Source organism: Kitasatospora sp. NPDC002227, assembly GCF_040296285.1.
GTDB lineage: Bacteria > Actinomycetota > Actinomycetes > Streptomycetales > Streptomycetaceae > Kitasatospora.
On sequence record NZ_JBEOWY010000017.1, the window covers coordinates 16,383 to 43,080 of the forward strand.

The following is a 26,698-nucleotide window of genomic DNA, read 5'->3' on the forward strand; positions in this document are numbered from 1 at the left end:
GCGCCTCGGCGAAGGCGCTGCCGGCCATGCACGGCCTGTCGCCTACCGCATCGCGCAGTTCCCCGCGCCCCAGACAGTGCAACTGGATCCCTGCGGAAGCTGGCAGGTCAGGCTTCTTCCGACCTCGCGCAGCTCCCCGCGCCCCTGGGGGGTTTGCCCCCCTACGCGCGGCCCGTCACCCGGTGGTCGGGGTCGTGCATCTCGCCGACCAGTTCCTCCAGGACGTCCTCCAGGGTGACGACGCCGAGCTGGGCGCCGTCGGGGCCGGTGACCACGGCCAGGTGGGAGGCCGTGCGCCGCATCGCGGCGAGTGCGTCGTCCAGCGGCATCGACCCGCGCAGGACGGTGACCGGCCGCCGCAGGCGCTCCGGCATCGGCGCGTCGAGGTCCTCCGCCTCCAGCGTGTCCTTGACATGCAGGTACCCGAGCACGGCGCCGCTCCCGTCCAGCAGCGGGAACCGCGAGAAGCCCGTCCGTACGGCCAGCCGCTCGACCTCGCGGGCGGTCGCGCCGGCCCCCACCGTCACCAGCTGCGCCGGCTCCAGCAGGACGTCCGTCACCGGCCGGTGGCCGAGCTCGAGGGCGTCCTCCAGCCGCTCCTGCCGCTGCTCGTCCAGCAGCCCCGCCTCGTGCGAGTCGCTCAGCAGGTGCAGCAGCTGCTCGGTGGTGAAGACCGACTCGACCTCGTCCTTGGGCTCGACCCGGAAGAGCTTCAGGACGCCGTTGGCGAAGGCGTTCAGGCCCCGGATGACGGGGGCGAGCAGCCGGGCCAGCCGGTCCAGCGGCGGGCCGAGCCAGAGCGCGGCCTTCTCGGGGCCCGCCAGCGCGATGTTCTTGGGCACCATCTCGCCGATCACCATGTGCAGGAAGACCACCAGGCCCAGCGCCAGCGCGTACCCCAGCGGGTGGATCAGCCCGTCCGGCAGGCCGAGCGCGTGGAACGGCCCCTCGAGCAGGTGCGCGATGGTCGGCTCGGCCAGCGCGCCGAGCAGCAGGGAGCAGACGGTGATGCCGAGCTGTGCGGCGGCGAGCATGGCGGAGACGTTGGCGAGGGCGTGCAGCACGGTGCGGGCGCGGCGGTTGCCTGCCTCGGCGAGCGGCTCGATCTGGCTGCGCCGCACCGAGATCACGGCGAACTCGGCGCCGACGAAGAAGGCGTTGCCCAGCAGGAGCAGCAGCGAGGCCGCGAGCTGGAAGGCGGCGGTCATCGGGCTTCGTCCTCGTCGTCCGGGGTGCGCCGGATCTCCACCCGGCTGGTGCGGTGGCGCTCGACGGCCAGCACGGTGAACCGCCAGCCGGGCAGGTGGGCCTGCTCGCCGCGCTCGGGGATCTTGCCGAGCAGGTCGGCTAGCAGCCCGCCGAGCGTCTCGTACGGGCCCTCGGGGGTGTGCAGCCCGATGGCCTCCAGCTGGTCGGTCCGGGCCCGGCCGTCGGCCTCCCAGACCGGCAGGCCGTCCTGCGGGGCGAGGCGGCGAAGCTCGGGGGCGTCGGCCGGGTCGTGCTCGTCCTGCACCTCGCCGACGATCTCTTCGACGATGTCCTCCAGGGTGGCGACCCCGGCGGTGCCGCCGTACTCGTCCACCACGATGGCCATCGGCTGCTCGCGGCGCAGCTGTTCGAGCAGCCGCTCGGCGGGCAGCGTCTCGGGCACCAGGAGCGGCGCGGTGGCCAGCTCGGCGACCCGGACGTGGGTGCGGCGCCCGGCCGGGACGGCGAGGGCGTCCTTGAGGGTGACGGTGCCGCTGACCTCGTCCAGGCTGTGGCCGTACACCGGGAAGCGGCTCAGACCGGTGGCCCGGCAGAGGTTGAGCACGTCGGCGGCGCTGGCGTCGCGCTGCAGCGCGGCCACGTCCACCCGGGGGGTCATCACGCTCTCGGCGGTCAGCTCGCCCAGGCCCAGGGTGCGGACGAACAGGGTCGCCGACTCCTCGTCTATCGCGCCCGCCCTGGCCGAGTGGCGGGCCAGCGAGACCAGTTCGGCGGGGGTGCGGGCGTGGTCGAGCTCCTCGGCGGGCTCCATGCCGAGCGCCCGGACGATCCGGTCGGCGGCGCCGTTGAGGAAGGTGATCAGCGGGCGGCAGGCGGCGGAGAACAGCCGCTGCGGGCCGACCACGGCGCGGGCGACCTGCAGCGGGCGGGAGATCGCCCAGTTCTTGGGGACGAGCTCGCCGATCACCATCTGCACCACGGTGGCGAGCACCATGCCGACGACCACGGCCACGCCGGTGGCCGCCGACTCGGGCACGCCGACGCCGGTCAGCAGCGGGCCGAGCAGCACCGAGAGGGCGGGCTCGGCGAGCATGCCGACCACCAGGGAGGTGACGGTGATGCCGAGCTGGGCGCCGGAGAGCTGGAAGGAGAGCTGCCGCAGTGCCTTGCGCACACTCGCGGCCTTGCGGTCACCGGAGGCGGCGGCGCGCTCGACGCTGCCGCGGTCGACGGTCACCAGGGCGAACTCGGCCGCCACGAACAGGCCGTTGGCGAGGATGAGCAGCACGGCCGCGAGGAGCAGCAACCAGGCGGTGGTCACAGGGCCGCCTGCCTTCCGTGGCCGGGGAGTTCGCCTGGGGCGAGCCCGCCGTGGGGATGCGAGACGGCGCGGGTACTACCGGATGGATCGTCCATCGAGGGGAGGTGTCACTCCTCAGGTCGCGGGTCCGCCCCGGCGGTCGGGTGACCGGCCGGGCGGGCCGCCGGGCACTTTGCTCCGGCTTTACCAGCCTAGACGATGACCGTACGAAGCCGGACCACCCGTTCGACCGTGTCCGCAGCCTTCACCGGATCGGCTCGCCTCCCCTACATCAGCCCGCCCCCTGACTCGCCGGCGGTCAGTGCCAGTAGTGGTCGGCCCAGGTGCCGCAGGGCCACTGGATCACCGGGGCGCCGGGCTGGGTGCTGGCGCCCGGCAGGGCCAGGCACTGGCGGCTGTTGTAGTTCACGATGTGCACCTGGCCGTTGGTGTCGAGCTCGAAGGCCCAGTAGTGGTCCTTCCACTGGCCGCACGGCCACTGCACCAGCTGGGCACCGGCCTGCGTGCTCGCGCCCGGCAGCGCCAGGCACTGCCCGCTGTTGCGGTTCACCACGTGGTACCAGTAGTAACCGCTCTCGGTGAACTGGTAGTCCGTGGTCCAGTAGTGGTCGGTCCACGAGCCGCAGGGCCACTGGATCACCCCGGCGCCGTACGCGGTGCTGGCGCCCGGCAACGCGAGGCACAGCCCGCTGTTGTTGTTGACGATGTGGTCGTAGACCCCGTCCCACCCGATGTTCGGCCGCACCCGGGCGTGGGCGGGCGACTGTGCGGCGGCGGTGCCCGTGGCGGTCAGCGCGGACACCGCGACGGTGGCCACGGCCACCGCGGCCCGGGCCCAGCGGCCCGAGAGCAGCGCGGAAGTCTTCACAACAGTTCTCCTGTCGGTAGGCGGAGGGGACAGCACACACAGGAGAGCGGCCGGTCGCCGTGCACCCCCTGCGGGCCGAGCACCCAGAAACTAACGGGCCCGCACACAACCCACCAAGTGCAACTTTCCAGCCACCAACCGGAACCGTAACCTCCCCAACTCCCCACCCCACCCCGGCAGTCCGCCACGACCTCGGCCGATCACCCCGATCTCGCCACGCATGCCCCCACCGCCGCCGAGCCGTTCACCCCCGGGCCACTCCCGGAGCTCCCAGCTCTGTCCGAATCCCGCCGGTCCGGGTTCACCAGAAGTCAACACCACCGCACAGTTGTCCTGCGGCGCACCGCCACGAAGCAGCGCCGTACGCTGACTCCCGTGACCACACTGCCATCGCACGACCCGCGCTCATGGGGCCTCGCCCTCGACTTCGCCGACATGGACGAGCTGGTGGCCGGTCTGGTGGTCCCGGCCGAGGCGTCGATGCCCGTGATGAGCTCGCTGGAGACCTCCCGCGAGCTCGTCCGGCACTCCTGGCTCCGCTACGAGTTCGCCGGTGTCGCCGTCACCCACTCACTGGTCGCCCTCGAACTCGCCCTGGCCGCACGGCTGTCCGCCGACGGCACGCTCCCCGACCTGATCCGCCGCGCGGTCACGTCCGGCCTCGTCCCGGGCGACCTCGCCGCCGAACTCGACCGCGCCGCGGCGCAACGGGAGCGCATCGCAACGGGCCGGGCGACGAGCGGCGCACTGCCTCCGATGGGCTGTCTGCGGCTGGTGCGGGCCGTTTTCGACGCCGTCACGCTGCTCACCCCCGCCGTCCGGCCGACGGACCGTCTCGACCTGCTGTGGAAGCAGGTCCGCGCCGCGCCCTTCCCCGAGAGCTTTCGCGGGGTGGACCTCGACGGCGTCGAACTGATCCTCCTGGACGCCGGCGTCGCAGGCCTCGTCCAGCGCGAAGTGGACGGCGGCCTCGACGCGGCCGGCCTCTCCTCCCTCTGGGACTGCATCGCCGACCTCGACCGAGTCCTCCCCCTGATCAACGAGCAGTACTGCGCCGGCTACTACGCCCGCCTGCGCCGCCTGGCCTGCCTCGCGGCGGCCCGTCACCTCCCGACCGCGACCTGAGCCGGCTCCCCCGAAAGCAAGGAAGATCCATGGCATCCCCCGGTACCACCCGCTCCCGGCGCGCCCGCCGGGCCGTCGGACGGGTGCTCTGCACGGCCGTCCTGCTGCTCCTGGCCGCCGTGGCGGGCCGCGCCGCGCTGGACCTCGGGCCGGCGAGCGAGGTGGGCAGCGGCCGTGGGACGCCCGGGACTTACCGTGTCACGGGCCACCACTGCGGCCTGGGCTGCTCGGTCAGCGGCACCTTCACCGCGCGGGGCCGGACCGACCCGGGAGCGGTCGGCGTCGCGCTGCGCTCGGACGACGCGTTCGAGGTCGGAGAGGAGGTCGAGGCGGTCATGGTGGACGGCCGGGTGTACCCGCTGGACGGCGGCGGAGCCTGGTTCGGGGACATGGTGGCGCTCCTCCTCGCCCTGCCCGCACTGCTGCTCTGGCTCTGGCTCGTGGTGCTGCGCCCCCGTCGGCGCCGACGCGGACTTGTCTGGGAGGTGCTCTGGGAGTCCCGCGCCGCCGGGGCGTAGCCGCTATGCCGCCCCCGCGCCCTCCGCGTCGATCCGGGGCAGCAGGCGGTCGAGCCAGCGCGGGGTCCACCAGGCGCGGTGGCCGAGCAGGACCATGACGGCGGGCACCAGGAGCAGCCGGACCACGGTGGCGTCGATCAGGACGCTGGCGGCGAGGCCGAGGCCGAGCATCTTGACCACGATGTCGTGGCTGAGGATGAACGCGGCGAAGACGCTCACCATGATGAGGGCCGCGCAGGTGATGACCCGGGCGGTGATCCGCAGGCCGTGGGCGACGCTCTCCTGGCCCTGACGGCTGGCCAGCCAGAATTCGTGGACCCGGGAGAGCAGGAAGACTTCGTAGTCCATGCTCAGGCCGAAGACGATCGCGAACATGATCATCGGCGCGTAGCTCTCGATCGGCACCGTGCCGGACACTCCCAACTCCGGCCCGCCCCAGCCCCACTGGAAGACGGCGACCAGGACGCCGTAGGAGGCCGAGATGGAGAGCAGGTTGAGCACGGCCGCCTTCACGGCCACCAGCACACCCCGGAACACCGCCAGGATGATCAGGAACGCCAGCCCCACCACCACCGCGATGATCACCGGGAGCCGGCGGGCCATCAGCTCCACGAAGTCCAGCTGGGCGGCCGTGTTTCCGGTGAGGTAGCTCTTCGCACCGGTGCCCGCGACGGCCTTGGGCAGCACGTCCTTGCTCAGGTGGTCGAAGAGCTGCTGGGTCTGCTCGGCCTGCGGCCGGGCGGCGGAGACGGCGGTGGCGGTGAGCAGCGCGCCGTTCTCGGTGGCCTGCGGCGCGCTGATGCTCGCCGCGCCCGGGACACTCGCCAGGGCCTGCTGGAGGTTGGCCGCGAGGGCGGCCCGCTCGTTCTGAGGGACGGCGGACTGGTCCACCACGACGGTCAGCGGGCCGTTGGCGCCGGGGCCGAAGCCGGTGGCGATCAGGTCGTAGGCGCGGCGGTCGGTGAAGGTGGTGGGGTCGGCGCCGTCGTCGATGTGGCCGAGGCGGATGGAGAACAGCGGGACGGCGAGCACCCCGATGACCACCAGCCCGGCCAGCAGGAACCACCACGGGCGGCGGGCGACCGTCCGGGCGTAGCGGTCGAGCAGGCCCGCCTCGCCAGAGGTCTCCTCCGCGATCGGCTGCCGGAGGTGGAACCGGTCGATCCCGCGCCCGATCACCCCGAGCAGCGCGGGCACCAGGGTGAGCGCGCCGAGCACGGCGGTCGCGACGGTCACGGCCGCGGCGGCGCCGAGCCGGCCGATGAACTGCACCCGCGAGACGTACAGCCCGGCGAGGGCGACCACGACCGTGCAGCCGGAGACCAGGACCGCACGGCCGCTGGTCGTGGTGGCCCGGCCGGCGCTGCGGACCGGGCTCAGGCCGTCCATCAGGTGCTGGCGGTGCCGGGTCGTCAGGAAGAGCGCGTAGTCGATGCCGACGCCGAGCCCGATCATGGTGGCCAGGGTGGGCGCGACCGTCCCGAAGGTGAAGGCACTGGCCAGCAGGGACAGGCAGCTCAGGCCGACGACCACGCTGATCAGCGCCGTCACCAGCGGCAGCCCGGCGGCGAGCAGGCTGCCGAAGCCGATCAGCAGCACCACCACGGCGACCGCGAAGCCGACCGCCTCGCTCTTGAGATCGGTGGCCGCGGGCCGGGCCAGCTCACCCAGCGAGCCGCCGTACTCGACCTGCACACCCGCCTCCCGTACGGGTGCGACGGCCTCGTCCACCTGGCCGACGTACGAGTCCTCGAAGGAGGTCGGGTTCTCGTCGAAGCGGACGGTGATGTAGCCGGTCCGGCCGTCCGCCGAGAGGGAGCTCGAGGGCTGGCCGGGGGCGGTGGGCAGCGGGCTCTTCGCCGAGGTCACGTGGGCCAGCTTGCCGAGCGAGGCGACCGCCTGGTCGATCTGGGCCTGCACGGCGGTGAGCGGCCCGGCCTGGTCCTTGAGCACCACCTGGGCGGCGAACCCGCTCACCGCCGGTGCGTCGGCGGCCAGCAGGTCCTGCCCCGTCCTCGACTGCGTACCCGGCAGCTCGAAGTCGTCCACGTACGTGCCGCCCACCGCGTTCTGCAGCCCGTGCAGCACGCCGAGCCCGGCCAGCCACGCGATCACCACCACCGCGAAGTGCCGCGCGCACCACTCCCCCAGCCCGCGCAGGCCCCGCACCCGCGTCCGCCCCGGCCTACCGCCCCGTGCATCTCCCATGCCGACCAGCCTCGGCGGCAGGCCCGGAAATCGTCAGCAGGCGCGAACACCGCTCACCCGATCGAGTGAGCGCACCCCGATGTGGGCCAGTACCAGGTCGGCGACCCGGGCCACCGGCACCGTGGTGACCACCTCCAGGGTGGCCGAGGCGCGCAGCAGGGGCTCCACCGTCTCGACGTACTCCAGCGTCTCGGCGAGTTCGGCCGGGTCCTTGCCGTAGGGGTTGGTGGTCCGGCGGGTCAGGCGATCGACCAGGACCTCCACCGGAGCGCTGAGCAGCACCACATGGTCGAACCACGGCCGGAACAGCCCCTGGTTGCGGACGGTGCCCTGCACGAAGAGGACTCCGTGCTCGGGGGCGCTGCGCAGCAGCTCCTCGATCCGGTCACGGCGCCAGAGCCGCTCGCCGTCGACCACCTCGTGGTAGTCGCCGTCCTCGGTCTCCACCGCGGCGTAGCCGCGCGCGGCCAGCTCCGCCAGCAGCGTGGACTTCCCGACCCCGGACATGCCGGTCACCAGCACTCGCTTCATACCGCCGGATCCTACGAGTCGATCAGGGCTTCGAAGCGGTCGCGGTCCGGTCCGGCTGGGCCGCCCTGGAAGGCGGGGTTGGCGCGGAGCCAGGCGGTGACGCGGTCGCGGACCTCCGGGTCGGCCAGCAGTTCGGCGGCGGGGCGGCGGAAGTGCCGGATCTGGGCCCGGACGCGGGCCACCGCCGACTCCTCCCGGCCGCACGGGAGGGTGGCGGCCCGCAGCAGGGCCTCGCCGCTCGGGCGGGGCTTCGGCACGCCCGCGACGCCGCTGCGCAGGGCCTCCTGGCCGGCCTGGTCCATCGCGACCTGGGCGTCGAACCAGGGGCGCAGCCGGGCGAGCCGCCAGCGGTGGTAGGCGGCGGGCAGTTCCTGGTCGGCCAGGTCCTGCCCGGCCAGCCACTCGACCGCCAGGAAGGCGAGCGGGATGCCCTGGCCGAGCGTGGGGTTGGTGTGCACGGCCGAGTCGCCGAGGGCGAGCAGGCCGGCGGCCTGCGGGCCGTGCTCGTCCACCAGCGAGGTCCACCGGTTCTCGATCCCGGCCATGACGTGCACGGGGGTGACCGCCTCGTGGTCGAGCGCCAGCCACGGCGTGACGCCGGGGAACGCGGCGGCCACCCGGTCGAACACGGCCGGCTCGCGCAGCCTGGCCCGCAGCGGGTCCTGTACGGAGACCGTCAGGGCCACCGCGAAGTGGCCGTTGTCGGCCGGGAAGACCCGGCAGTTGGCGAACGGTGCGGCGCTGCCGAGCCCGGTCGGTTCGGGTGCCGTGTTCCCCGGCCGCCGCCGGTACCAGCGGCAGAAGTACGCGATGCCGGTGCGCTGGGTCTCCACCAGGACGGGCCGGGCCCCGGCGGCGGCCAGCCACCCCGGTACGGGCGATCGGCGGCCCCCGGCATCGACCACCAGGTCGGCGTCGAGCGCCCCGGCCGCCGTGGCGACCCCGGTCACCACGGGGACGGGCCCGGGCCGGGTGAGCAGCCCGGTCACCTCGGTGCCCGGCCGGAAGTCCACCCCGGGCTCGGCGCGGACGGCTGCCACCAGGGCCGACTCGAGCACGATCCGGCGGGCCCGGATCGTCACCAGGCCCTCGTCATCCGGCAGTTGCTCGTCCGGTGCGAAGTCGGCGAGTTCGTTGCGCTCCTGTGCGCCCAGGCGGAGCATGGCAGCGAGCACGTCGGGAGCGGCGCCGCGCAGCACCTCCCGGACGGGGCCGAGCAGGACGTGCGGCTGGACGGCCTGCGGCACGCCGGGGCGGTGCCAGTCGGCGAAGTCGGCGTCCAACTCGCTCCCGGCGCACCGCGCCTCGCGCTCCAGCACCGCCACCCGGTGCCCGCGCCGCGCCAGCACCAGGCCCGCCGCCAGGCCCCCGATCCCGCCACCGACCACGACGACGCGCGCCATGAGCCACCCCCTTGTCTCCGGCTGTCCGCGCACGCTACCGCAGAGCGACCACGGCATGCGTCGATCTCCCGACCCCCCGGTGCAGCCCGCTCCGGCCCAGGAGTAGCGTGCTCGGCCGTGAACGATGCACTTCCCCGGGTATTCCGCGAACCCCTGCTGGGCGCCGTGATCGCCCTGGCCGTCCTCTGCTCCAGCCTGTGGACGGCCGTCGGGCAGTACCGGGCCGGGCACCTGATCGACGCGGCGCCCGTGCGGGTGGACGCCGTGGTCACCGACGTGCAGAACCTGAGGGGCGGCCCGGAGTACACGGTGCAGTACCAGGTGGACGGCCGGACGTACTCCACCGAGTCCCTGGAACTCCAGCGTCTCGGCCTCCCGGCGGTCGGTGACCACATCCGGCTGGAGGTCGCCGCCTCGGCCCCGGGCACCGCCCGTCTGCTGGGCGACCGGTACCCGGAGCCGGACATGCCCACCACCGAGGCCCTCACCGCCGTCGGCGCCACCGCCGCCCTGGTGATCTGCCTGTACTTCCACGTCCAGCGCCGGCGCGCTCGCGCCGACGGCACCGGCTGATATCCGGGTGCCGGTCGGCCCGGTGCTGTGGCACGATCGCGGCCATGATCACCAACGACCCCGCCCCCGTCGTCGTCCCCGCCGGCCGCCTGGCCGCCCTGCCGCAGCCGGTGCTCGGCCTGACCGGCGGGCTGGAGCTGCGGCCCTGGCGGGCCAAGGACGCCGGGGCGCTGGTCGCGGCGGCGGCCGATCCGGGGATCCGGCTGTGGAACCGGCTGGACGTCGCCTCCGAGGAGGCCGCGCGGCTGCGGATCGGCCGGATGCGGGAGCGCTGGCAGGCCGAGACGGCCGCGATCTGGGCGATCGCCCCGGCAGACGGCGGGCCGGCCATCGGCCTGATCGGCTGGGGCGACCTCGACCTGGAGGAGGGCACCGCCGAGATCGTCTACTGGGTGCTCCCGCCGGCCCGCGGCCGCGGAGTGGTCCTCGCGGCGCTGACCCGCCTGACCCGCTGGGCCCTCGACGACCTCGGCCTGCACCGCCTCCGGCTCTGCCACGCCGTCGGCAACCCTGCCTCCTGCCGGGTCGCCGAGAAGGCCGGCTACACCTTCGAGGGCACGATGCGCAGCGCCCTGATCCACGCCGACGGCTGGCACGACCAGCACCTGCACGCCTTCGTCCGGGGCGACCGGCTCACCGACGGCCCCAACCGCTAGCGCATGAACTCCTGGAACGGGTGGTCGAACGACACCGGGCAGAGGTGGAGCTGCACGGCCTGGCCGCCCGAGATGTCGACGCCGATGTCCGCCATGCCGCCCGGCACGTCCCAGCTGTTGCCGAACTCCTCGGTGCTGTCCAGGGACAGGAACGGGGTCATCAGGGCGCCGCAGGTCTCGCAGTAGGCCTCCATCGGGTCCCGGTCACCGCCTGGCGCCCAGCCGCCGAGCTTCCAGCCGGGGGCGGAGGAGAGCTCGTACTGGTAGAAGGCCCGGGCCTCCTCCTCATCGTGGTACTTCTGGAGGGCCGGGCTGCCCTTGGCGTACTCGGCCTCGCACCAGTCCTCGATCCGCTCCGTCAGACCAGGGGCCAGCCGGTCCAGTTCCAGCGGGTCCGGATAGTCCGTCACCGTCTCGGGGTGGAGGACGCACGGCTCAGGCAGGTACCCGCCGTGCTGCGAGAAGCCGGCCGGCTCCGGCGGGGCCGCCACCACCTCACGCACCCCGGCGGCGGCACGCCAGAACAGCCGGACCGCCGGTATCCACTCCGGCTCGTGGTCCAGCGGGCACCACAGCACCTGCAGCAGATCCGCCCCCTCGGGGCAGGGCAGCGCGGGTACGTCCCGGCGGTAGAGCTGGACCACCGGCTGCAGCGCGTTCGGCGCTGTGCTCCACTCGTGGCCCGTGTAGGTGGCGTCGAGCGCCTCCGTCCACTCCGGCAGGTAGCTCCAGTCGATCGGCCTGGTCGCGTGGATCTCACGCCGCCGCCGGATGTCGGCCGCCGACACCGGCAGTTCGTCCTCCGGGTGCGGCCCGGCGCACACCGGCCACGGCTCACCGGCCGGCCAGAGCAGCGGGCCGCCGACCGAACTGTCGTGGACGGTCGGCTTCCCCACCCGCGGGTGCAGCCGCACCGCCGGGCGCGCGAGGGGTACCAGCTCGGGGAAGACGGCGGCGATGTCCACCGGCCGCGGCGGAGTGGTGGGGTTCACGGGAACCTTCCTGGCAGCGTGACGTCGCGAGGTGTTCGCGTGCCGACACCGTATCCACCGCCCCCGACAGCCGCGGTCGTGAGCCGACGGGACAGCCCTCAGCCGCGGAGCGGCGAAGAGTCACATGGGCATGGTCGCCGGCATGTGCAGTCCCGGGACCAGGCCGGGGTTCCAGGGCACGAAGCAGGCGTAGGCGACCAGGGCGACGCCCAGCACGAGGCTGAACGCCTTGCCGTGGCGCCAGGTCTTCTCCAGGAACACGGCCACGGCCAGACCGGCCATCCAGGCGAGGTTCATCACGCCGACCACGATCAGGACGACCATCAGGCCCCAGCAGCAGCCCACGCAGTAGCCGCCGTGGTAGAGGCCGGCCCGCAGGTCGCGCAGCCGCCCGGAGTAGCCGCCGAAGTGCATCAGGAAACCGACCGGGGAGCGGCAGTGGCTCAGGCAGCGGTCCTTGAAAGGGGTCACCTGGTACAGGCCGGCCCCCGCCAGCAGGAGGGCGCCGACCCAGGGTGCGGCGCCGGGCGCCCTGGCGGCGAACTCGCCGCCCGCCCAGGCCGCACCGTACGCGGCCAGTCCGAAGGCCTCCCACGCGCCCAGGTAGCCGACGACCAGGCCGGTGCTGCGGCCGGCGCGCGTCCAACCCGTCGCCTGGGCACGCAGCGTCCGCAGGTACAACAGGACGACGGGCGCGACGGCGGGGAGCATCATCGCGGCCATCATCAGCCCCCACAGGAGCAGGAACCCCCACAGGCCGAGCCCCATCGTGCCCGGCCCTGGCTCCATGTCGGCCGAGCTGCGGACCGTCAGGACCCAGGCCAGCCCGGCCGCAGCCAGCAGTGCGGCCCAGCTCGCCGGGACGACGGCCCGTCGAGCGAGTGGTGACGACATTCAGGCCGCCCAGGCGAACGGCGCGGAGAAGGCGTTCTTCCCTTCGGCTCCGAAGTCGAGGCCGAAGGCGTTCACCCGCGACCTCGTCGCGACTCCGGCCGCCAGGGTGTCCGCGGGGAATCCGACCCCGCTGACCCGCACGCCCTTTCCGGTCGCGTCGAGCGGGGAGACGAAGTCCTCGACCTCGAGGTCGATCGCGTCGCCGATCGTCACGCGGTGGGTCCGGCCGTCGTCGGTGTAGTCGATCCGGGCGACCTCCAGCCCGAGCATCTCCCCGACCAGCGGTCCGAGGGCCTCCATCGGGCCGCCGAGCTGACCGGAGAAGACCGCCCCGAGCGCGTCGGCCTGCTGCGGCGAGGCGGCCTGGTCCATGATCACGCCCAGCCGCCAGTTGCCCTCGCTCATGAGCGGCGGGGTGTCGGCCACCACGGCGACGGTAAGGCCGCTCACGTCGACGTCGTCCACCCGGCCGGAGTCGACGTGGAAGGCCAGCACCACCCGGCAGCGGTCGTAGTCCGCCGGAGCCGAGAGGCCGGAGGTGGCGCAGGGGCACACCATGTCGCAGTTGCAGTTCTCGAAATACGTTCCCTCGATACGCCATGCCATCGGAAGCTCCCTTCCTGAGGCTGAGGCACACGTCTGGATACTCCGTATTTTCCGCCCTCCACGATCCCCAGGCAACGCACGGCCGGTCAGGGTGACGTCGTGGTGACAGGCGGTTCCGGTCCACTCAGCCCCACCCGGCCCAGCGGCCTCGCCGCCCTGCAGCGCAGGAGGGTTCCGCCTGGACCCGCCGGTACGGCAGAGTGATCGTCATGAGTCTTGGCACCGTGGTGATCACCGGCGCGGCCGGCCGGATCGGGTCGGCCGTGCGGCGCGGGCTGCGCGGGGAGGCGGAGCGGCTGGTGCTGCTCGACCGGGTGGCACTCACCCCCGAGCACCCCGCCGAGGAGGTGCGGCAGGTGGACCTGGCGGACGCCCCGGCGATGGCCGGGGCGCTCGCCGGGGCGGATGCCGTGGTGCACCTGGGCGGGGTGCCGGACGAAGCGCCGCTGCCCGAGCTCATGAGCGGCAACGTGCTCGGCACCCACCACGTCCTGGAGGGAGCACGCAGGCACGGCCTGCGCCGGGTGGTGCTGGCCAGCAGCAACCGGCTCACCGGCAGCTATCCGGCCGCCCAGCTGGTCGGCCCCGAACTGCCGCCCCGGCCCGACGGGTTGTACGGGGTGAGCAAGGTGGCCCTGGAGGCGCTGGGGCGCCTCTACGCGGACAAGTTCGGCCTCTCCGTGGTCTGCCTGCGGATCGGCAGCTACGAGGAGGCGCCCGCCGACGCCCGCCACCTCGCCACCTGGCTGAGCCCCCGGGACTGCCTGGGCTTCGTCCGCGCCGCCCTCACCACGCCCGGGCTCGGCTTCACGGCGGCCTACGCCGTCTCGGCCAACACCCGCCGCTACTGGGAGCTTTCGCCCGAGCTCGGCTACCTCCCGCTGGACGACGCCGAGGCCTTCGCCGCCGGCATCCCCGCCCAGCTCCACCCCAACGGCCTGCAGGGCGGTGCCTTCGCCGAACCGGAGTTCACCCTGCCCTACCTCTGACCGACCGCGTCCACGAGGGACTTGAGGGTACGGGCGGCGGCGATCGCCTGGTCACGGCCGCCCGCCGTCTGGATCCCGACGGCCGCCAGCGCGGTGCCGTCGGCCAGGTCCAGCATCACCCACGGGTCGCCCTGGCGGAAGTTGACGTGCACGATCTCGGCCCAGGCCAGCCGGCGGCTGCGGACGAAGTTGACCACTGTGACGCCCTCGGCGTCGGCGCTCACCTTCGGCCGGGCCAGCATGTGCCCGACCGCCGCGAACATCAGCCCGCTGGTCACCATCGCCAGCCGGTCGTTCAGCTGCCAGTTGCCCGGCAGCGCGAAGGCCACCACCGAGAGCACGGTGACGAGCAGGCCGCACAGGGTGTAGAGCACCACCCGGTTGCGGCGCGGCGCCCAGGTGACGGGGAGCTGGTGGGCTACGGACACAGCGGGTGACTCCAGACGTGCGGGAGCCCGGACCGGGCGGAGCCGGTCCGGGCGGGGTGGTTCGACAGCGGGCGGAGGGTCAGAGGCGGCAGGCGTGGATGTTGGTGACCAGGATGGCCCGGGCACCGATGCCCCACAGGTCGTCCATGATCCGCTGGGCCTCCTTGCGCAGGACCATCGACCGGACGGCGACCCAGCCCTCGGTGTGCAGCGGCGAGACGGTCGGCGACTCCAGACCCGGGGTCAGCGCCACGGCGGCGCTCACGTTCTCGGCCCGGATGTCGTAGTCCATCAGCACGTAGCGGCGGGCCACCAGCACGCCCTGCAGACGGCGCAGGAAGCCGTCCACCGCCGCGTCCTCGCCCGCGCCCTTGGGCCGGATCACCACGGCGTCCGACACCAGGATGGGCTCGCCGAAGATCTCCAGGCCCGCGTTGCGCAGGCTGGTGCCGGTCTCCACCACGTCGGCGATCACGTCGGCCACGCCGAGCTGGACGGCCGTCTCGACCGCCCCGTCCAGCTTGGTCACCGTGGCCTTGACGCCGTGCTCGGCCAGGTGCTGCTCGACCAGACCGGTGTACGAGGTCGCGATCCGCTGCCCCTCCAGGCCCTGCACGTCCTCGAACGGCATGCCGACCGGGCGGGCGAAGCGGAAGGTCGAGCCGCCGAAGCCGAGCGCGAGCACCTCCTCGGCGTCCGAGGCGGAGTCGAGCAGCAGGTCACGCCCGGTGATGCCGATGTCCAGCCGGCCGGAGCCGACGTAGACGGCGATGTCGCGCGGGCGCAGGAAGAAGAACTCGACCTGGTTCTCCGGGTCGACCAGCACCAGTTCCTTGGGGTCCTTGCGCTGGCGGTAACCGGCCTCATGGAGCATCTCCGCCGCGGGACCCGAGAGCGAACCCTTGTTGGGGACGGCGATGCGCAGCATGCGTGTGGAACCCTTCACGGTTGTTGGAGTCACGGAACTGGGTGAGTGCTCAGAGGTGGGAGTAGACGTCGTCCAGCGTCAGCCCGCGGGCGATCATCATCACCTGGAGGTGGTAGAGGAGTTGCGAGATCTCCTCCGCCGTCTCCGCGTCGGACTGGTACTCGGCGGCCATCCAGACCTCGGCGGCCTCCTCGACGACCTTCTTGCCGATCGCATGGACGCCCTGCTGGACGAGCTGCGCGGTGCGGGAGGTCGAGGGGTCGCCGGTGGCGGCCTTCTGCTGGAGCTCGGTGAACAGCTCCTCGAATGTCTTCGAAGCCATGATGTGCTCACCTTACGGGCTACCGGCGGACGCGCGGTAAACGATTCCAGGCCTTGGACGGTCCGGTGGACAACCGGTCGGGTGGGTCAGCGCCCCGGGTGGAACAGGTCGCGCAGCGTGACGGCGGTGGCCACGGCGGCCGTGGTGGCCTCGTGCCCCTTGTCCTCGGCCGAGCCGGGCAGACCGGCGCGGTCCAGCGCCTGCTCGTCGTTGTCGCAGGTCAGCACGCCGAAGCCGACCGGCACGCCGGTGGCGACGCTGACCTCGGTCAGGCCCAGGGTGGCGCCCTGGCAGACGTAGTCGAAGTGCGGGGTGCCGCCGCGGATGACCACGCCCAGCGCGACCACGGCGTCGTAGCCGCGCGAGGCGAGCACCTTGGCGGCGACCGGCAGCTCGAAGGTGCCGGGCACCCGCACGACGGTCGGCTCGTCGATGCCGAGCTCCTTGCAGGCGCGGTGCGCGCCGTCGAGCAGGCCGTCCATCACCTGGGTGTGCCACTGCGCGGCGACGATCGCCACCCGCAGGTCGGCGCAGTTCTTGACGGTCAGCTCGGGGGCTCCGTGGCCGCTCACTTGGGTACTGCCTTTCGGTAGAGGGGGGCTTTCAGCAGGGGTGATCAGGAGTTGTCGAGCCAGGGCAGCTCGTGGCCCATCCGGTCGCGCTTGGTGCGCAGGTACGCGGCGTTGTGCTCGCCGGGCTCGACGGCCACCGGGCGGCGGCCGTGGACGACCAGGCCGTGCTCGGTGAGCGCGGCCAGCTTGTCCGGGTTGTTGGTCAGCAGGGTCAGCGAGCGCACGCCGAGGTCGGTGAGCATCTGTGCGCCGATGCTGTAGTCCCGGGCGTCGGCCGGCAGACCGAGCTCGAGATTCGCGTCGACAGTGTCACGTCCCTGCTCCTGCAGCTCGTAGGCGCGCAGCTTGTGGCTCAGGCCGATGCCGCGCCCCTCGTGGCCGCGCAGGTAGAGCACCACGCCGCGCCCGGCGGCGGAGACCTCGGCGAGCGAGGCCTGCAGCTGCGGGCCGCAGTCGCAGCGCAGCGAGCCGAACACGTCGCCGGTGAGGCACTCGGAGTGCACCCGCACCAGCACGTCCTCGCCCACCGGCAGCTTGCCGTCGGCGCCGAGGCCGCCGGCCACCAGCGCGAGGTGCTCGACGCCGTCGATGGTGCCCTTGTAGCCGACGGCGGTGAACTCGCCGTGGGCGGTGGGCAGGGCGGTGACGGCGGCACGGTTGACGTGCAGCTCGGTACGGCGGCGGTAGGCGATCAGGTCCTCGATCGAGATGATCGCCAGGCCGTGCTCGCGGGCGAAGGCGACCAGCTCGGGCAGCCGGGCCATGGTGCCGTCGTCGTTGACCACCTCGGCGATCGCACCGGCCGGCGGCAGCCCGGCGAGGCGGGCCAGGTCGACGGCCGCCTCGGTGTGGCCGGGGCGCACCAGCACGCCGCCCTCGACGGCGCGCAGCGGGAAGACGTGGCCGGGCCGGGTGAGGTCGGTCGGCTCGGTGGCCTGGGCGGCCAGCAGGCGGACGGTGCGGGCGCGGTCGGCGGCCGAGATGCCGGTGTCCACCCCGTCGCGGGCGTCCACCGAGACGGCGTAGGCGGTGCCCTTGCGGTCCTCGTTGACCTGGGTCATCGGGGGCAGCTTGAGGCGGTCCAGCTCCTCGCCGGTCATCGGCACGCAGATCACGCCGGAGGAGTAGCGGATGGTGAAGGCCATCAGCTCGGGGGTCGCGGCGGAGGCGGCGAAGACGATGTCGCCCTCGTTCTCGCGGTCCTCGTCGTCGACGACGATCACCGGGCGGCCGAGCGCGATGTCGGTGATGGCGTGCTCGACCGGGTCGAGGGCCAGCGCGTCGCCGGGGAAGCCCTCGTGGATCTCGTGAACAGGCTGGATGGTCATGCCGAGGCTCCCTGCAAGACGGTGTCGGACGCGGGACGGGGGCTGCGGGTGCGCAGGTACCAGGCGCGCATCCCGAACAGCACGAGGACGAAGTAGACGGCGTAGGTGAGGCCCGAGAAGGTGTAGCCGCTGTCGAAGGCGAGCGGCACGCCCACCACGTCGACGGCGATCCAGGCGAACCAGAACTCGACCCAGCCCCGGCCCTGGGCGAACATCGCGGCCAGGGTGCCGACGAAGATGTACGCATCGGCCCAGGGGTTCCAGGAGAGCTTGGGGAAGGCCTGGAAGAGCTCGGCCAGCGCGACGGTGCCGGCGGCCGTGGCGCCGGCCAGCAGGGCGCGCTCCTTCCAGCTCGCGAAGCGGACCGCGATCTCGCCGGTCGCCTTCCGGCTCTGCCGCCAGCGGCTCCAGCCCCACAGGGCGGTGGCGATCACGATCAGCTGCTTGCCGATCAGGCCGGGCACGTGCCCGTTCAGGTACGCGGTGATCAGCACCGCGCCGGAGAGCAGCTGCACGGGCCAGCTGATCACCGAGCGGCGCCAGCCGAGGGCGAGGGCGGTCAGGCCCAGCAGGTTGCCGATCATGTCGGCCCACTTCACCGGCTCGCCGAAGGCGGTGAAGGCTATGCCGGTCAGCCAGCTCACAGCGCACCGCCGTTCGGGACGGTACCGGCGGCCAGCAGGCGCTCGACGTACTTGGCCAGCACGTCGACCTCGAGGTTGACGGGGTCGCCGACCTGCTTGGCGCCGAGCGTGGTCAGGGCCAGGGTGGCCGGGATGAGGCTGACCGAGAAGCTGTCGGCGGCGGCGTCCACCACGGTGAGGCTGACGCCGTCCACCGTGATCGAGCCCTTCTCCACCAGGTAGCGGCTGATGCTCTGCGGCAGCGAGAAGCGCAGCACCTCCCAGCGCGGCAGGCCGGCCGCGTCCAGGTCGCCGGGGGCACGGCTGAGCAGGGTGCCGGTGGCGTCCACGTGGCCCTGCACGAGGTGGCCGCCGAGCCGGGCGCCGAGCGCCATGGCCCGCTCGAGGTTGACCCTGGAGCCGGGGGCGAGCGCGCCCAGGCTGGAGCGGCTCAGCGTCTCGGCCATCACATCGGCACTGAACTCGCCGTCCTGCTTGGCCAGTTGCTCGTTGTCGTCGAGCACGGTCAGACAGACGCCGTTGACGGCGATGGAGTCACCGTGCTTGGCGTCGGAGCTGACCAGGGGGCCGCGCAGGCGGATTCGGGAGGACTCGCCGATCTCCTCGATGGAGACGACCTCGCCGAGCTCTTCGATGATGCCGGTGAACACCCGGGTTCTCCTCGCGCTACTAGGGCGCGGACTCCGGGGTGTGGCATGGGATGAGGACACGGACAGCGACGAGGGGAGCACGGACGGGACGGCTGTGGAACCCCCTCGGCCGACGACGGACCGCCGAAGCGGGCCCGGCCCGGAGGAGAGAGCTCTCCCGTACCGCGTGACACCTGCTCCACGGCTCCCAGGAGCCATGGCACCGCTGAACCGCCCGCGCACGCCTCCCATCCGGACTTTAACCGTCGGTCCAGGAATTTCACCTGGTCAACCGGCCGCTGGCTGCGGACGGGTCGCGGACTGTAACCGCCGGTTCGGATTTTCACCGACCCCGGAGTGCGCTGAACGTCACTGCTACTGCCGTCATCATGCCACGCCCCCGGGTGTTCCCGGGAGGGGTGATCCTGTGTCCTGCTTCACTCCGGTGCGGGCCGGCGCCGGGAATGTCCCCGGCTGTCCGGACAAAACCCCATGTCGCCGGGGCCATCGGTCCGCTAGATTGCGAACACGTGACCACAGCACCGCGTCAATCCACGGCCCCCGGCAGTCTCTTCGACGCCCTGGGCGCCCATGCCGTCCGCAGCGTCGCCGAGTTGCGCGACACCTACGAGCAGCCGAGCACCACGGCCGTGCGCAAGCAGGTCGACCACATCAACGACACCGCGCGGCAGTTGATCGCCGCCTCGCCGCTGGTGATGCTCGCCAGCACCGGGGCCGACGGCCACTGCGACGTCTCCCCGCGCGGCGGCCCGGCCGGGCTGGTGAGCGTGCTCGACCCGTACACGCTCGCGATCCCGGACGCGACCGGCAACAAGCGGCTGGACACCCTGCACAACATCGTGGAGACCGGCCGGGTCGGGCTGCTCTTCGTCATCCCCGGCCGTGACACCACCTTGCGGGTCAACGGCCGGGCCCTGGTCTCCACCGACCCGGAGCTGCTGGCGGGGCTCACCGCCGTGGGCAAGCCGCCGCGCAGCGCGATCGTGGTGCGGGTCGAGGAGGTCTACGGCCACTGCCCGAAGGCCTTCCTGCGGGCCGGTGCCTGGCAGCCCGCGAAGTGGCCCGACCTCACCGGCGTCCCCTCCTCCGCCCAGGTCACCGCCGCCCACCTGGCGGACCCGGCCGTCACGGTCGAGATGATCGAGCAGGACGAGCGGGACGCGCTGCTGTACCGCTACGAGTAGCGGCGGCTCAGCCCGCCGCCGCCACCGGGAGGACCACGGCGGCGGGCAGGTGGACGGTCAGCTCGACCGGGACGGCCCGGGCGGCCGTCGCCTGGTTGCCCGCCGTGCCGGTGTTGCGGGCGTAGCGGGGGTGTGCACCGGCGCTGATCTGCAGGCGGATGCGGTGGCCTGCGGCGAGGCGGTGGGCCGTGGCGCTCATCGGGACGGTGAGGGAGACCGGCTCGGCACCCTCCGGGGAGAGCCGCAACAGGCCGTCGCAGATGTTCACGGACCGCCCGCGCGGGTCCACGTCGCACAGCCGCACGAAGACGTCGGCACTCGGCGTGGCGGCGCTGACCCTGAGCTCGGCCGAGACCGCGCCGATGAGCTCCAGCGGGGCCGCCAGCGGCGCGCTGCTGAAGACCAGCACGTCCTCGCGGGCCTCCAGCGCCCTGTTGTCCCGGCTGCCGCCCTTCGGCGAGAGCGTCTGCCCGCCGACCGAGGGCGTGGGGTCGGCCGGGTCGTTGCGGACGGTCAGCACCCCCTCCGACGCCCCGGGCCCGGTGGCCAGCGTGCCGTCGGCGCCGGGGTACCAGCGCTGCCCGGCCGGAGCGGCCGGCCAGTCGGGCAGCTCGCGCCACTCGCCGCTGCCGCTCCCGCCGACGTGGACCCGGACGGGCGCGGCCCGCAGGCCGGAACGGTCCTCACCCAGGTGGGCCCGCAGCCAGGCCAGTGCCTCGGCGAACACCTCCGGCCAGCCCTGCTGCAGGGCCGAGTTGTGCGTCCAGGGCCCGATCAGCAGTGAGGCCTCGGTGCCCGCCCGCCGCAGCCTGCGGTACTGCCGCAGCGTCTGGTCCAGCGTCACGTCGTGCCAGCCGCTGACCAGCGCGACCGGCACCGCGAGGCGCTCGGCGACGGCCCCGAGGTCGGCGCCGCCCCAGTACGGGTCGGTGGCCTCGGGGTGGGATCGCCGACGGACCTCCCCCGCCCCGGAGCTGCCGCTGCACCGGCTGCAGGTCCCGCTGCCGCACCTGCTCCCGTTCGCCATCGGCAGTTTCGACACCATCGGCCCGCTCTCCCGGGCCGACTTCCCGCACCGGCACTCCTTCTACGAGATCGTCCACGTCACCGGCGGGCGCGGCGCCCACGTCCTGGACCTCGCCCACCCGGCCCTCGCGCCACCGCAGTTGTGCGTGATCACGCCCGGCCAGGTGCACCACTGGGCCGACGCTCAGGGCCTGTGCGGCCAAGTCGGCCGGCACGGCCTACCGAGCGGGCGACCGGGTCACCTACGCCGGCGTCTCCTACACCTGCCTCCAGGCCCACACCGCCCCGCCCGGCTGGGAGCCGCCGAACGTACCGGCCCTCTGGCAGCGGGCCTGACACCCCCGGGAGCCGAGCGCCCGGCCTGCGGCTGGGGCGGCCGGGCGCTCGATCACCCGTGGACGGCCACGCACCGGAGTCCCGCATCCCCAGGGCGTTACGTCTTGACAGTCTGCGTAATACTGTAACGCGCACAGCCCGGACGGCCTTCGAGCGGGCAGCACCCACCCCCCGCCCCGAGCAAGCTCCGGAGCACCGCATGCACCCCTTCCTCGACCACCCGGGGCCGCTCGCCTTCGCGCACCGGGGCGGCGACCTCGGCCACCCGGAGAACTCGCTCGCCGCCTTCGAGGCCGCCGTGGCCCTCGGGTACCGCTACCTGGAGACGGACGTCCACGCGACCGCCGACGGTGTCCTGGTGGCCTTCCACGACTCCCGGCTCGACCGGGTCACCGACCGCACCGGTGCGGTGGCCGAGCTGCCCTGGGAGGCCGTCCGGCAGGCCCGGATCGGCGGCACCGAGCCGGTGCCGCTCTTCGAGGACCTGCTCGGCGCCTTCCCCTCGGCCCGCTTCAACGTGGACGTCAAGGCCGCGCCGGCCGTCGGGCCGCTGGTCGAGGCCGTCCGCCGGGCCGACGCCTGGGACCGCGTCTGCGTCGGCGGCTTCTCCGACCGCCGCCTGGCCGCCGTCCGCGCCGCGGCCGGACCCCGGCTGGCCACCTCGCTCGGGCCGCGGGAGGTGGCCCGGCTGCGGCTGCGCTCGCTGGCCGGGCCACTGCTGCCCGCCCGTCGTACGCCGTACGCCGGGCTGTGTGCGCAGGTGCCGGAGCGGCAGAACGGCGTGCGGGTGGTCGACCGGGCCTTCGTCCGGGCCGCCCACCAGCTCGGCCTTCAGGTCCACGTCTGGACTGTGGACGACGCCACACGGATCCGGGCTCTCCTGGACCTCGGGGTGGATGGCATCATGGCCGATCGCATCGACATTCTCCGGGACGTCCTCGACGAGCGCGGCTGCTGGACCAACAGCAGCACTGGCTCCAACACCGACATGGGAGCCCCATGAGCACCACCGCCCTCCAGCAGGACGAGCTGCCGGACCGCGAGGCGGCCGCCGACGGCCGCGCCCTGCGCCGGATGCAGTTCGGCTGGTACGTCAACGACTGGGCCAACGCCGCCTTCTCGGCCTCCGTCCTGACGGTCTTCCTCGGGCCCTACCTGACCTCGGTGGCCAAGAACGCCGCCGACGCCGCCGGCGAGGTGCACCCGCTGGGCCTCACCGTCCGCGCCGGGTCCTTCTTCCCGTACACGGTCTCGCTCTCCGTCGTGCTGTCGGTCGTGGTCATGCTGCTGACCGGCACGATCGCGGACCGCACCGGGCGGCACAAGGAGCTCATGTGCGGCTTCGCCTACGTCGGCGCCCTCGCCACCATGGGGATGTTCTTCCTCAGCGGCGACCGCTACCTGCTGGGCGGGGCACTCCTGGTGGTCGCCAACATCTGCTACGCGGTGTCGGTGGCCCTCTCCTACGCCTACCTGCCGGGCCTGGCCTCCCCCGACGAGCGGGACGCCGTCTCCTCCAAGGGCTGGGCGTACGGGTACGCGGGCGGCGGCGTGCTGCTGATCGTCAGCCTGGCGCTGTTCCTCGGCCACGACGCGCTCGGCCTGTCGGCGGGCACCGCCGTCCGGATCTGCCTGGCCTCGGCCGGCCTGTGGTGGGCCATCTTCACCGTCGTCCCGCTGCTGCGGCTGCCCTCCCGGGCGGGAGTCGCCCCCGCCCGTGCGGCGGCCGAGCCCGGCCGGCCCTCGGCGGGCAGCCTGCGCGAGCTCGCCCGCACCCTGCGCGGCATGCGGCAGTACCCGCTCACCCTGCTCTACCTGGGTGCCTTCCTCTGCTACAACGACGGCATCCAGACCGTCGTGTCGCAGGCTTCGCTCTTCGGCAGCGAGGAGCTCGGCATGAGCCAGACCACGCTGGTCGCCGCCGTGCTCACCGTGCAGATCGTCGCGATCGGCGGCGCACTGCTGCTCGGCCGGATCGCCCAGCGGTACGGCGCCAAGCGGACCGTGCTGGGCTCCCTGGTCGGCTGGGTGATCACCCTCGCGCTCGGCTACCTCATGCCCGCCCACCAGCCGGTCTGGTTCTTCGGCCTGGCCTGCATGATCGGCCTGGTGCTCGGCGGCAGCCAGGCGCTCTCCCGCTCGCTGTTCTCCCACCTCATCCCGGCCGGCCGGGAGGCCGAGTACTTCAGCTTCTACAAGATCAGCGACCGTGGCACCAGCTGGATGGGCCCGCTGGTCTTCGGCTTCGCCTACCAGGTCACCGGCAGCTACCGCTCGGCGATCATCTCGCTGCTGGTCTTCTTCGTGATCGGGTTCGCCGTCCTCGCGAAGGTCCCCGTCCGCCGCGCCATCGAGGCCGTCGGCAACCCCGTCCCCGAGCGGCTCTGACCAGAGGATGCCGAAGCTGTATCGGGCGGGCGCGGGGGAGTTCTGGCGGTTCTGGTGGCGCTACCTGGCCGGGCCCGGCATGTGGATCCTGCTCACGCTCTGCGTCATGCAGCTCGGCCCCACGTGGTCGGCGCATCAGAACCACGGCCGGACGGGAACCTGGACCGTGACCAGGATCGCCTGCAGCAAGGGGCACTGCGGCGATATCGGGCGCTTCGTCTCCGCCGACGGATCCGACGTCCGTACCGAGCTCCCCATCAGCGGCGGTTCCTCGCTCGGCGTGGGCGGGAGTGTCGCTGCCGTCGACACCGGCGGTGACACTGTCTACCCGCCCGGCGGCGGCACCGCCTGGCTGACGGTCACGGTCGTCACGACGGTGCTTGCCGTGCTCTGCGCGCTCTGGGTCTGGACCTTCCCCGTCGCACTGATCCGGCGGCGTCGCGCGGCGCGGCGCGACGGCCGTCCGGTTACTGGTCGCTGACCGCACCGGCTCGACGGGCGGCGGCCATGATGGCCGGGTCCAGGACGGTGGCGGCGGGGGTGCCGTCGGTGGTCTCGGCGACGGCGACGCTGATCCGGTAGGCCTCCGGGACGAGGTGGGTCTCGATGTGCCAGAGGCTGGCCTCGCGGGGGCGGCCGTCGGGCCAGCAGAGGCGGGGGCGCTCGCCGTCGAGGTCGAAGCCGAACTGGGTGAACGGGAAGCGCAGGCCCTGGCCGATCGCCTTGGTATAGGCCTCCTTGAGGGTCCACAGCCGCAGCAGCGCCGGGCCGCGCAGCTCCGGCGCGAGCTCCTTCAAGGCGGCCCGCTCGTAGGGGCTGCAGCACAGGGCGGCGGTCGCCTCGTGCACCTCGCGCCCGGTGGACTCCACGTCGGTGCCGAGCTGGCCGCGCCGGGAGACGCCCACCACCATCAGGTCCTCGGTGTGGCTCAGGCTCACCGAGAGCCGGCCCACCCCGCGCACGTACAGGCCGCCGCTGGGCCGGTGGCCGAGGTCGAGCTCCTCGGGCAGGGCGCCGACCACCGCCGCCGCCGTGTGCTTGACCAGCCGCCGCGAGGCCGCGAAGCGGACCTGCTCGGCCGGCTGGTCGAAGGCCTCGTACCGCTCGGACTCCCGCCCCAGCAAGGCGGCCAAGTCCGGCTCACCGGGCACCGGGTGCTGCCAGTCGGCCACCGTGCCGTAGACCACGGCGGTGCCCTCCCCGGTCATCGCCCGGTGCACCGCCGCCCACGCCCCGTCGGCCTCCGGTCCGCCCGCCGCAGCCGGCCCCACCAGCCGGATCGGCCGCAGTGTCGCGGCCGGAGCCGCCTGCTCCGTGGCCACTCCCCCGAGCACCGCCTCACCCGCCCAGCCGGATGCCGCGCAGGTCGAAGCTGCGCACCCCGTGGAAGCGGTCCAGCGCCTCGGCCGCGACCAGCTCGGCGGACTCGGTCAGCTTCGGCCGTACCGGGTGCTCCAGCCGGCCGAGCAGCCGGGCGAGCACCAGCAGCAGCCAGCCGGGGTCGGCCAGGAACGCGTCCTCGCCGTGCCGGGCCCAGTGCCGCCACACGCCCAGGCAGGCGGCGGCGGTCTGCAGCAGTGCGAAGCGCTCGCCCAGCGCGTAGCCCCGGGTGCCGCTGTCCGGCCCCAGCTCGGCAGCGCCCTCCCGCAGCGCGGCCAGCTCCGCCGCCAGCGCGGCCGCCAACGGCCCGAGCGGCTCCGCCCGGTCGGCGAACTCCTCCGCCGCGGCCAGGATCTCACCGCCGAGCGGGTCCGCGTCGGCGGCCGGTGCGAGCGCGTCGAAGACCAGCTCCGGCAGCGGCGCACCGGGGCGGAACAGCGCCTCCGGCACCGCGCCGGCCACCACGGCCGTCGGCAACTGGGGCACGATGGTGGCCAGGCAGCAGGGCGTGCCGGGGTAGGTGGAGTGCACCAGCCGCAAGTCCCGCTGGGCCTTGCCGAACATGCCGTACGGGCCCCAGGTGCAGAAGGTCTCGGCGCCGAGCACGGCGGAGAGGTCCTGCAGACCGTCCACCATCAGCTGCGGGCCGACGTACTTGGCGGCGGCGGAGAGCAGGCTGCTGCGGCCCGGCAGCAGGTGCAGCGCCCGCACGGCCGTGGTGAACAGGCAGTCGGCGGCCAGCAGGTCGGCGAACGCCCAGGCCACGGCGTCCCGGCGGCGGGCGTCGCCGAGCGGCTGCCCGTTGCGGGCGGGCGAGTCCACGGCATAGCCGAGCGCGGTGCGCAGCGCGGTCTCGGCGGTGCCGAGCGCCATCGCGGGCACGGCGGCGCGGGTGATCTGGTGCGCGCCGAGCAGCAGGGCGAGGCCGTCGCCGCCGAGCCCGGTGTCCTTGGGCAGCGGCAGGCTCTCGACGTACAGGCCGCCCTGCTCGCCGCCCCGGTTGCCCTCGGTGAGCACCCGGGGCAACCGGCGCACGCCGGGCCGGCTCAGCTCGCGCGGGCCGAACAGCTCGGCGCGCAGACCGTCCTCGGTGCGGGCATACGCGACGAGCGCGTCGGCCCGGCCGATCCCGGGCACGCTGCGCTTGCCGCCGTACAGCCTGGGCTCGCCCGACTCGGTCTCGCCGACGGCGAGTTCGTCGCCGTGGCCGTCCTCGGGTGCGAAATCCGGCTCCACGACGGTGAGCCGGCCGCCGGTGAGCAGCAGGTCGGCGGTCTCGCGGCGCTGGGTGGGGGTGCCGTGCGCCCAGACCGCCAGCGCGGCGGTCAGGCTGCCGGCCACCGGGCCGTACCCGAGCGCGAAGTCCCGCCGGAAGACGGCCCGCAGCACCTGCACCAGCTCGTCCGTGCCGGCCAGGCGCCCGCCGAGCTCGACCGGCACGAACTCCTCGGCCAGTCCGAACTCGGCGAGCAGCGCCTCACCGCCGCACGGCAGTTCGTACCGCTCGTCGGCCGCCAGCACGGCGGCCGGACCGAGCCGGTCGCCGAGCAGGTGCTCCAACTCTGCGGCCCGACCGGCGGCAGACACCAGATCCCAGGTCACCATGGATCGAAGGTAGA

Annotated in this window: 28 protein-coding genes, 1 pseudogene and 1 riboswitch; of the genes and pseudogenes, 10 read left to right on the forward strand and 19 right to left on the reverse strand. The window is 73.5% G+C overall.

The annotated features are described in order from the left end of the window. Positions 1-161: 161 nt before the first annotated feature. From ABT095_RS17665 to ABT095_RS17675, 3 genes are all read right to left on the reverse strand, one after another. Positions 162-1,208: a hemolysin family protein gene (locus ABT095_RS17665; protein ID WP_350530332.1), complete on the reverse strand. Its 1,047-nt coding sequence runs from the start codon at positions 1,206-1,208 to the stop codon at positions 162-164. After that, positions 1,205-2,530 (reverse strand): hemolysin family protein, encoded by a 1,326-nt coding sequence (locus tag ABT095_RS17670; RefSeq protein WP_350530333.1) that lies wholly within the window; start codon positions 2,528-2,530, stop codon positions 1,205-1,207. Before ABT095_RS17670 ends, ABT095_RS17665 begins: the two co-directional genes overlap by 4 nt. A 298-nt stretch (positions 2,531-2,828) precedes the next feature. Continuing rightward, positions 2,829-3,398, reverse strand: a complete 570-nt coding sequence (locus tag ABT095_RS17675) for an RICIN domain-containing protein (protein ID WP_350530334.1) — start codon at positions 3,396-3,398, stop codon at positions 2,829-2,831. Between the two features lie 375 nt (positions 3,399-3,773). On the opposite strand from ABT095_RS17675, the gene ABT095_RS17680 reads away from it, so the two are divergent. Together ABT095_RS17680 and ABT095_RS17685 are read left to right on the forward strand one after the other, a co-directional pair. Further along, positions 3,774-4,523, forward strand: coding sequence for a hypothetical protein (locus tag ABT095_RS17680; RefSeq protein ID WP_350530335.1), 750 nt, complete (start codon positions 3,774-3,776; stop codon positions 4,521-4,523). 29 nt (positions 4,524-4,552) lie between these two features. Continuing rightward, the gene (locus ABT095_RS17685; RefSeq protein WP_350530336.1) at positions 4,553-5,041 is read left to right on the forward strand and encodes a hypothetical protein; all 489 of its coding nucleotides are present in this window, start codon (positions 4,553-4,555) and stop codon (positions 5,039-5,041) included. A 3-nt stretch (positions 5,042-5,044) separates the two neighbouring features. Here ABT095_RS17685 and ABT095_RS17690 read toward each other — a convergent pair whose 3' ends face one another. Genes ABT095_RS17690 through ABT095_RS17700 form a run of 3 tightly spaced genes read right to left on the reverse strand, consistent with a single transcriptional unit; the run spans position 5,045 to position 9,183 of the window. Beyond that, the gene (locus ABT095_RS17690) at positions 5,045-7,249 is read right to left on the reverse strand and encodes an MMPL family transporter (protein WP_350530337.1); all 2,205 of its coding nucleotides are present in this window, start codon (positions 7,247-7,249) and stop codon (positions 5,045-5,047) included. A 33-nt stretch (positions 7,250-7,282) separates the two neighbouring features. Next, a complete protein-coding gene (locus tag ABT095_RS17695; RefSeq protein ID WP_350530338.1) occupies positions 7,283-7,780 on the reverse strand; it encodes an ATP-binding protein in 498 nt (165 codons plus the stop codon). Between the two features lie 11 nt (positions 7,781-7,791). Next, positions 7,792-9,183 (reverse strand): NAD(P)/FAD-dependent oxidoreductase, encoded by a 1,392-nt coding sequence (locus ABT095_RS17700; RefSeq protein WP_350530339.1) that lies wholly within the window; start codon positions 9,181-9,183, stop codon positions 7,792-7,794. 117 nt (positions 9,184-9,300) lie between these two features. Between ABT095_RS17700 and ABT095_RS17705 the strand changes: the two genes are divergently transcribed. Together ABT095_RS17705 and ABT095_RS17710 are read left to right on the forward strand one after the other, a co-directional pair. Next, a complete protein-coding gene (locus ABT095_RS17705) occupies positions 9,301-9,756 on the forward strand; it encodes a hypothetical protein (protein WP_350530340.1) in 456 nt (151 codons plus the stop codon). A 44-nt stretch (positions 9,757-9,800) separates the two neighbouring features. Continuing rightward, the gene (locus ABT095_RS17710) at positions 9,801-10,412 is read left to right on the forward strand and encodes a GNAT family N-acetyltransferase (RefSeq protein ID WP_350530341.1); all 612 of its coding nucleotides are present in this window, start codon (positions 9,801-9,803) and stop codon (positions 10,410-10,412) included. Here the strand turns inward: ABT095_RS17710 and ABT095_RS17715 are convergent. From ABT095_RS17715 to ABT095_RS17725, 3 genes are all read right to left on the reverse strand, one after another. Beyond that, positions 10,409-11,404, reverse strand: a complete 996-nt coding sequence (locus ABT095_RS17715; protein WP_350530342.1) for a hypothetical protein — start codon at positions 11,402-11,404, stop codon at positions 10,409-10,411. The genes ABT095_RS17710 and ABT095_RS17715 overlap by 4 nt on opposite strands. Positions 11,405-11,524: 120 nt before the next feature. Next, positions 11,525-12,298, reverse strand: a complete 774-nt coding sequence (locus tag ABT095_RS17720; protein WP_350530343.1) for a DUF2182 domain-containing protein — start codon at positions 12,296-12,298, stop codon at positions 11,525-11,527. Next, positions 12,299-12,904 (reverse strand): DUF1326 domain-containing protein, encoded by a 606-nt coding sequence (locus ABT095_RS17725; RefSeq protein WP_350530344.1) that lies wholly within the window; start codon positions 12,902-12,904, stop codon positions 12,299-12,301. It lies immediately after the preceding gene. 209 nt (positions 12,905-13,113) lie between these two features. Here ABT095_RS17725 and ABT095_RS17730 point away from each other — a divergent pair, with 209 nt between their 5' ends. Then, the gene (locus ABT095_RS17730) at positions 13,114-13,893 is read left to right on the forward strand and encodes an NAD-dependent epimerase/dehydratase family protein (protein ID WP_350530345.1); all 780 of its coding nucleotides are present in this window, start codon (positions 13,114-13,116) and stop codon (positions 13,891-13,893) included. Here ABT095_RS17730 and ABT095_RS17735 read toward each other — a convergent pair. From ABT095_RS17735 to ABT095_RS17765, 7 genes are all read right to left on the reverse strand, one after another. After that, positions 13,884-14,321: a PH domain-containing protein gene (locus ABT095_RS17735; RefSeq protein WP_350530346.1), complete on the reverse strand. Its 438-nt coding sequence runs from the start codon at positions 14,319-14,321 to the stop codon at positions 13,884-13,886. The two genes, ABT095_RS17730 and ABT095_RS17735, sit on opposite strands and share 10 nt — an antisense overlap. 79 nt (positions 14,322-14,400) lie before the next feature. After that, on the reverse strand, positions 14,401-15,249 hold the full coding sequence (gene hisG / locus ABT095_RS17740; protein ID WP_350530347.1) for an ATP phosphoribosyltransferase: 849 nt from the start codon (positions 15,247-15,249) through the stop codon (positions 14,401-14,403). Positions 15,250-15,298: 49 nt separating this feature from the next. Beyond that, entirely contained in the window at positions 15,299-15,571 is a 273-nt protein-coding gene (locus tag ABT095_RS17745) for a phosphoribosyl-ATP diphosphatase (protein ID WP_350530348.1), read from the reverse strand. A gap of 86 nt (positions 15,572-15,657) precedes the next feature. After that, positions 15,658-16,143, reverse strand: coding sequence for a 6,7-dimethyl-8-ribityllumazine synthase (gene ribH, locus ABT095_RS17750; protein WP_350530349.1), 486 nt, complete (start codon positions 16,141-16,143; stop codon positions 15,658-15,660). Positions 16,144-16,187: 44 nt separating this feature from the next. Next, positions 16,188-17,471 (reverse strand): bifunctional 3,4-dihydroxy-2-butanone-4-phosphate synthase/GTP cyclohydrolase II, encoded by a 1,284-nt coding sequence (locus tag ABT095_RS17755; RefSeq protein ID WP_350530350.1) that lies wholly within the window; start codon positions 17,469-17,471, stop codon positions 16,188-16,190. Continuing rightward, entirely contained in the window at positions 17,468-18,115 is a 648-nt protein-coding gene (locus ABT095_RS17760) for a nicotinamide mononucleotide transporter family protein (protein ID WP_502884909.1), read from the reverse strand. The genes ABT095_RS17755 and ABT095_RS17760 overlap by 4 nt, the downstream gene beginning before the upstream one ends. Then, entirely contained in the window at positions 18,112-18,765 is a 654-nt protein-coding gene (locus tag ABT095_RS17765; RefSeq protein WP_350530351.1) for a riboflavin synthase, read from the reverse strand. Before ABT095_RS17765 ends, ABT095_RS17760 begins: the two co-directional genes overlap by 4 nt. 215 nt (positions 18,766-18,980) lie before the next feature. Further along, positions 18,981-19,108, reverse strand: a riboswitch (FMN riboswitch). A gap of 166 nt (positions 19,109-19,274) precedes the next feature. Between ABT095_RS17765 and ABT095_RS17770 the strand changes: the two genes are divergently transcribed. Further along, positions 19,275-19,949 carry an MSMEG_1061 family FMN-dependent PPOX-type flavoprotein gene (locus ABT095_RS17770; RefSeq protein ID WP_502884910.1) on the forward strand — a complete coding sequence of 225 codons (675 nt, stop codon included), beginning with the start codon at positions 19,275-19,277 and terminating at the stop codon, positions 19,947-19,949. A 7-nt stretch (positions 19,950-19,956) separates the two neighbouring features. Here ABT095_RS17770 and ABT095_RS17775 read toward each other — a convergent pair whose 3' ends face one another. Next, positions 19,957-20,994 (reverse strand): CocE/NonD family hydrolase, encoded by a 1,038-nt coding sequence (locus ABT095_RS17775; RefSeq protein WP_350530352.1) that lies wholly within the window; start codon positions 20,992-20,994, stop codon positions 19,957-19,959. 185 nt (positions 20,995-21,179) lie between these two features. On the opposite strand from ABT095_RS17775, the pseudogene ABT095_RS17785 reads away from it, so the two are divergent. The 4 genes and pseudogenes from ABT095_RS17785 to ABT095_RS17800 form a co-directional block, all read left to right on the forward strand. Continuing rightward, positions 21,180-21,311, forward strand: a pseudogene (locus ABT095_RS17785) (carbohydrate-binding protein); the annotation flags it as partial. Positions 21,312-21,510: 199 nt separating this feature from the next. Next, positions 21,511-22,314: a glycerophosphodiester phosphodiesterase family protein gene (locus tag ABT095_RS17790; RefSeq protein WP_350530353.1), complete on the forward strand. Its 804-nt coding sequence runs from the start codon at positions 21,511-21,513 to the stop codon at positions 22,312-22,314. Then, the gene (locus tag ABT095_RS17795) at positions 22,311-23,699 is read left to right on the forward strand and encodes an MFS transporter (protein WP_502884912.1); all 1,389 of its coding nucleotides are present in this window, start codon (positions 22,311-22,313) and stop codon (positions 23,697-23,699) included. Before ABT095_RS17790 ends, ABT095_RS17795 begins: the two co-directional genes overlap by 4 nt. Before the next feature lie 7 nt (positions 23,700-23,706). Continuing rightward, entirely contained in the window at positions 23,707-24,180 is a 474-nt protein-coding gene (locus ABT095_RS17800; RefSeq protein WP_350530354.1) for a hypothetical protein, read from the forward strand. Here ABT095_RS17800 and ABT095_RS17805 read toward each other — a convergent pair. Then, complete coding sequence (locus ABT095_RS17805; RefSeq protein ID WP_350530355.1) at positions 24,167-25,021, reverse strand: 4'-phosphopantetheinyl transferase family protein; 855 nt, start codon at positions 25,019-25,021, stop codon at positions 24,167-24,169. The two genes, ABT095_RS17800 and ABT095_RS17805, sit on opposite strands and share 14 nt — an antisense overlap. A gap of 16 nt (positions 25,022-25,037) precedes the next feature. Then, positions 25,038-26,684: an acyl-CoA dehydrogenase family protein gene (locus ABT095_RS17810; RefSeq protein ID WP_350530356.1), complete on the reverse strand. Its 1,647-nt coding sequence runs from the start codon at positions 26,682-26,684 to the stop codon at positions 25,038-25,040. Positions 26,685-26,698 lie beyond the last annotated feature (14 nt).

Excerpts from the sequence above, each read along its gene's own strand:
- ABT095_RS17665 (WP_350530332.1), bottom strand. The coding sequence starts at position 1,208 with ATGACCGCCGCCTTCCAGCTCGCGGCCTCGCTGCTGCTCCTGCTGGGC.
- ABT095_RS17685 (WP_350530336.1), top strand. The coding sequence starts at position 4,553 with ATGGCATCCCCCGGTACCACCCGCTCCCGGCGCGCCCGCCGGGCCGTC.
- ABT095_RS17690 (WP_350530337.1), bottom strand. The coding sequence starts at position 7,249 with ATGGGAGATGCACGGGGCGGTAGGCCGGGGCGGACGCGGGTGCGGGGC.
- ABT095_RS17695 (WP_350530338.1), bottom strand. The coding sequence starts at position 7,780 with ATGAAGCGAGTGCTGGTGACCGGCATGTCCGGGGTCGGGAAGTCCACG.
- ABT095_RS17700 (WP_350530339.1), bottom strand. The coding sequence starts at position 9,183 with ATGGCGCGCGTCGTCGTGGTCGGTGGCGGGATCGGGGGCCTGGCGGCG.
- ABT095_RS17710 (WP_350530341.1), top strand. The coding sequence starts at position 9,801 with ATGATCACCAACGACCCCGCCCCCGTCGTCGTCCCCGCCGGCCGCCTG.
- ABT095_RS17720 (WP_350530343.1), bottom strand. The coding sequence starts at position 12,298 with ATGTCGTCACCACTCGCTCGACGGGCCGTCGTCCCGGCGAGCTGGGCC.
- ABT095_RS17725 (WP_350530344.1), bottom strand. The coding sequence starts at position 12,904 with ATGGCATGGCGTATCGAGGGAACGTATTTCGAGAACTGCAACTGCGAC.
- ABT095_RS17730 (WP_350530345.1), top strand. The coding sequence starts at position 13,114 with ATGAGTCTTGGCACCGTGGTGATCACCGGCGCGGCCGGCCGGATCGGG.
- hisG (WP_350530347.1), bottom strand. The coding sequence starts at position 15,249 with ATGCTGCGCATCGCCGTCCCCAACAAGGGTTCGCTCTCGGGTCCCGCG.
- ABT095_RS17745 (WP_350530348.1), bottom strand. The coding sequence starts at position 15,571 with ATGGCTTCGAAGACATTCGAGGAGCTGTTCACCGAGCTCCAGCAGAAG.
- ABT095_RS17755 (WP_350530350.1), bottom strand. The coding sequence starts at position 17,471 with ATGACCATCCAGCCTGTTCACGAGATCCACGAGGGCTTCCCCGGCGAC.
- ABT095_RS17775 (WP_350530352.1), bottom strand. The coding sequence starts at position 20,994 with ATGGTGTCGAAACTGCCGATGGCGAACGGGAGCAGGTGCGGCAGCGGG.
- ABT095_RS17790 (WP_350530353.1), top strand. The coding sequence starts at position 21,511 with ATGCACCCCTTCCTCGACCACCCGGGGCCGCTCGCCTTCGCGCACCGG.
- ABT095_RS17795 (WP_502884912.1), top strand. The coding sequence starts at position 22,311 with ATGAGCACCACCGCCCTCCAGCAGGACGAGCTGCCGGACCGCGAGGCG.
- ABT095_RS17800 (WP_350530354.1), top strand. The coding sequence starts at position 23,707 with ATGCCGAAGCTGTATCGGGCGGGCGCGGGGGAGTTCTGGCGGTTCTGG.
- ABT095_RS17810 (WP_350530356.1), bottom strand. The coding sequence starts at position 26,684 with ATGGTGACCTGGGATCTGGTGTCTGCCGCCGGTCGGGCCGCAGAGTTG.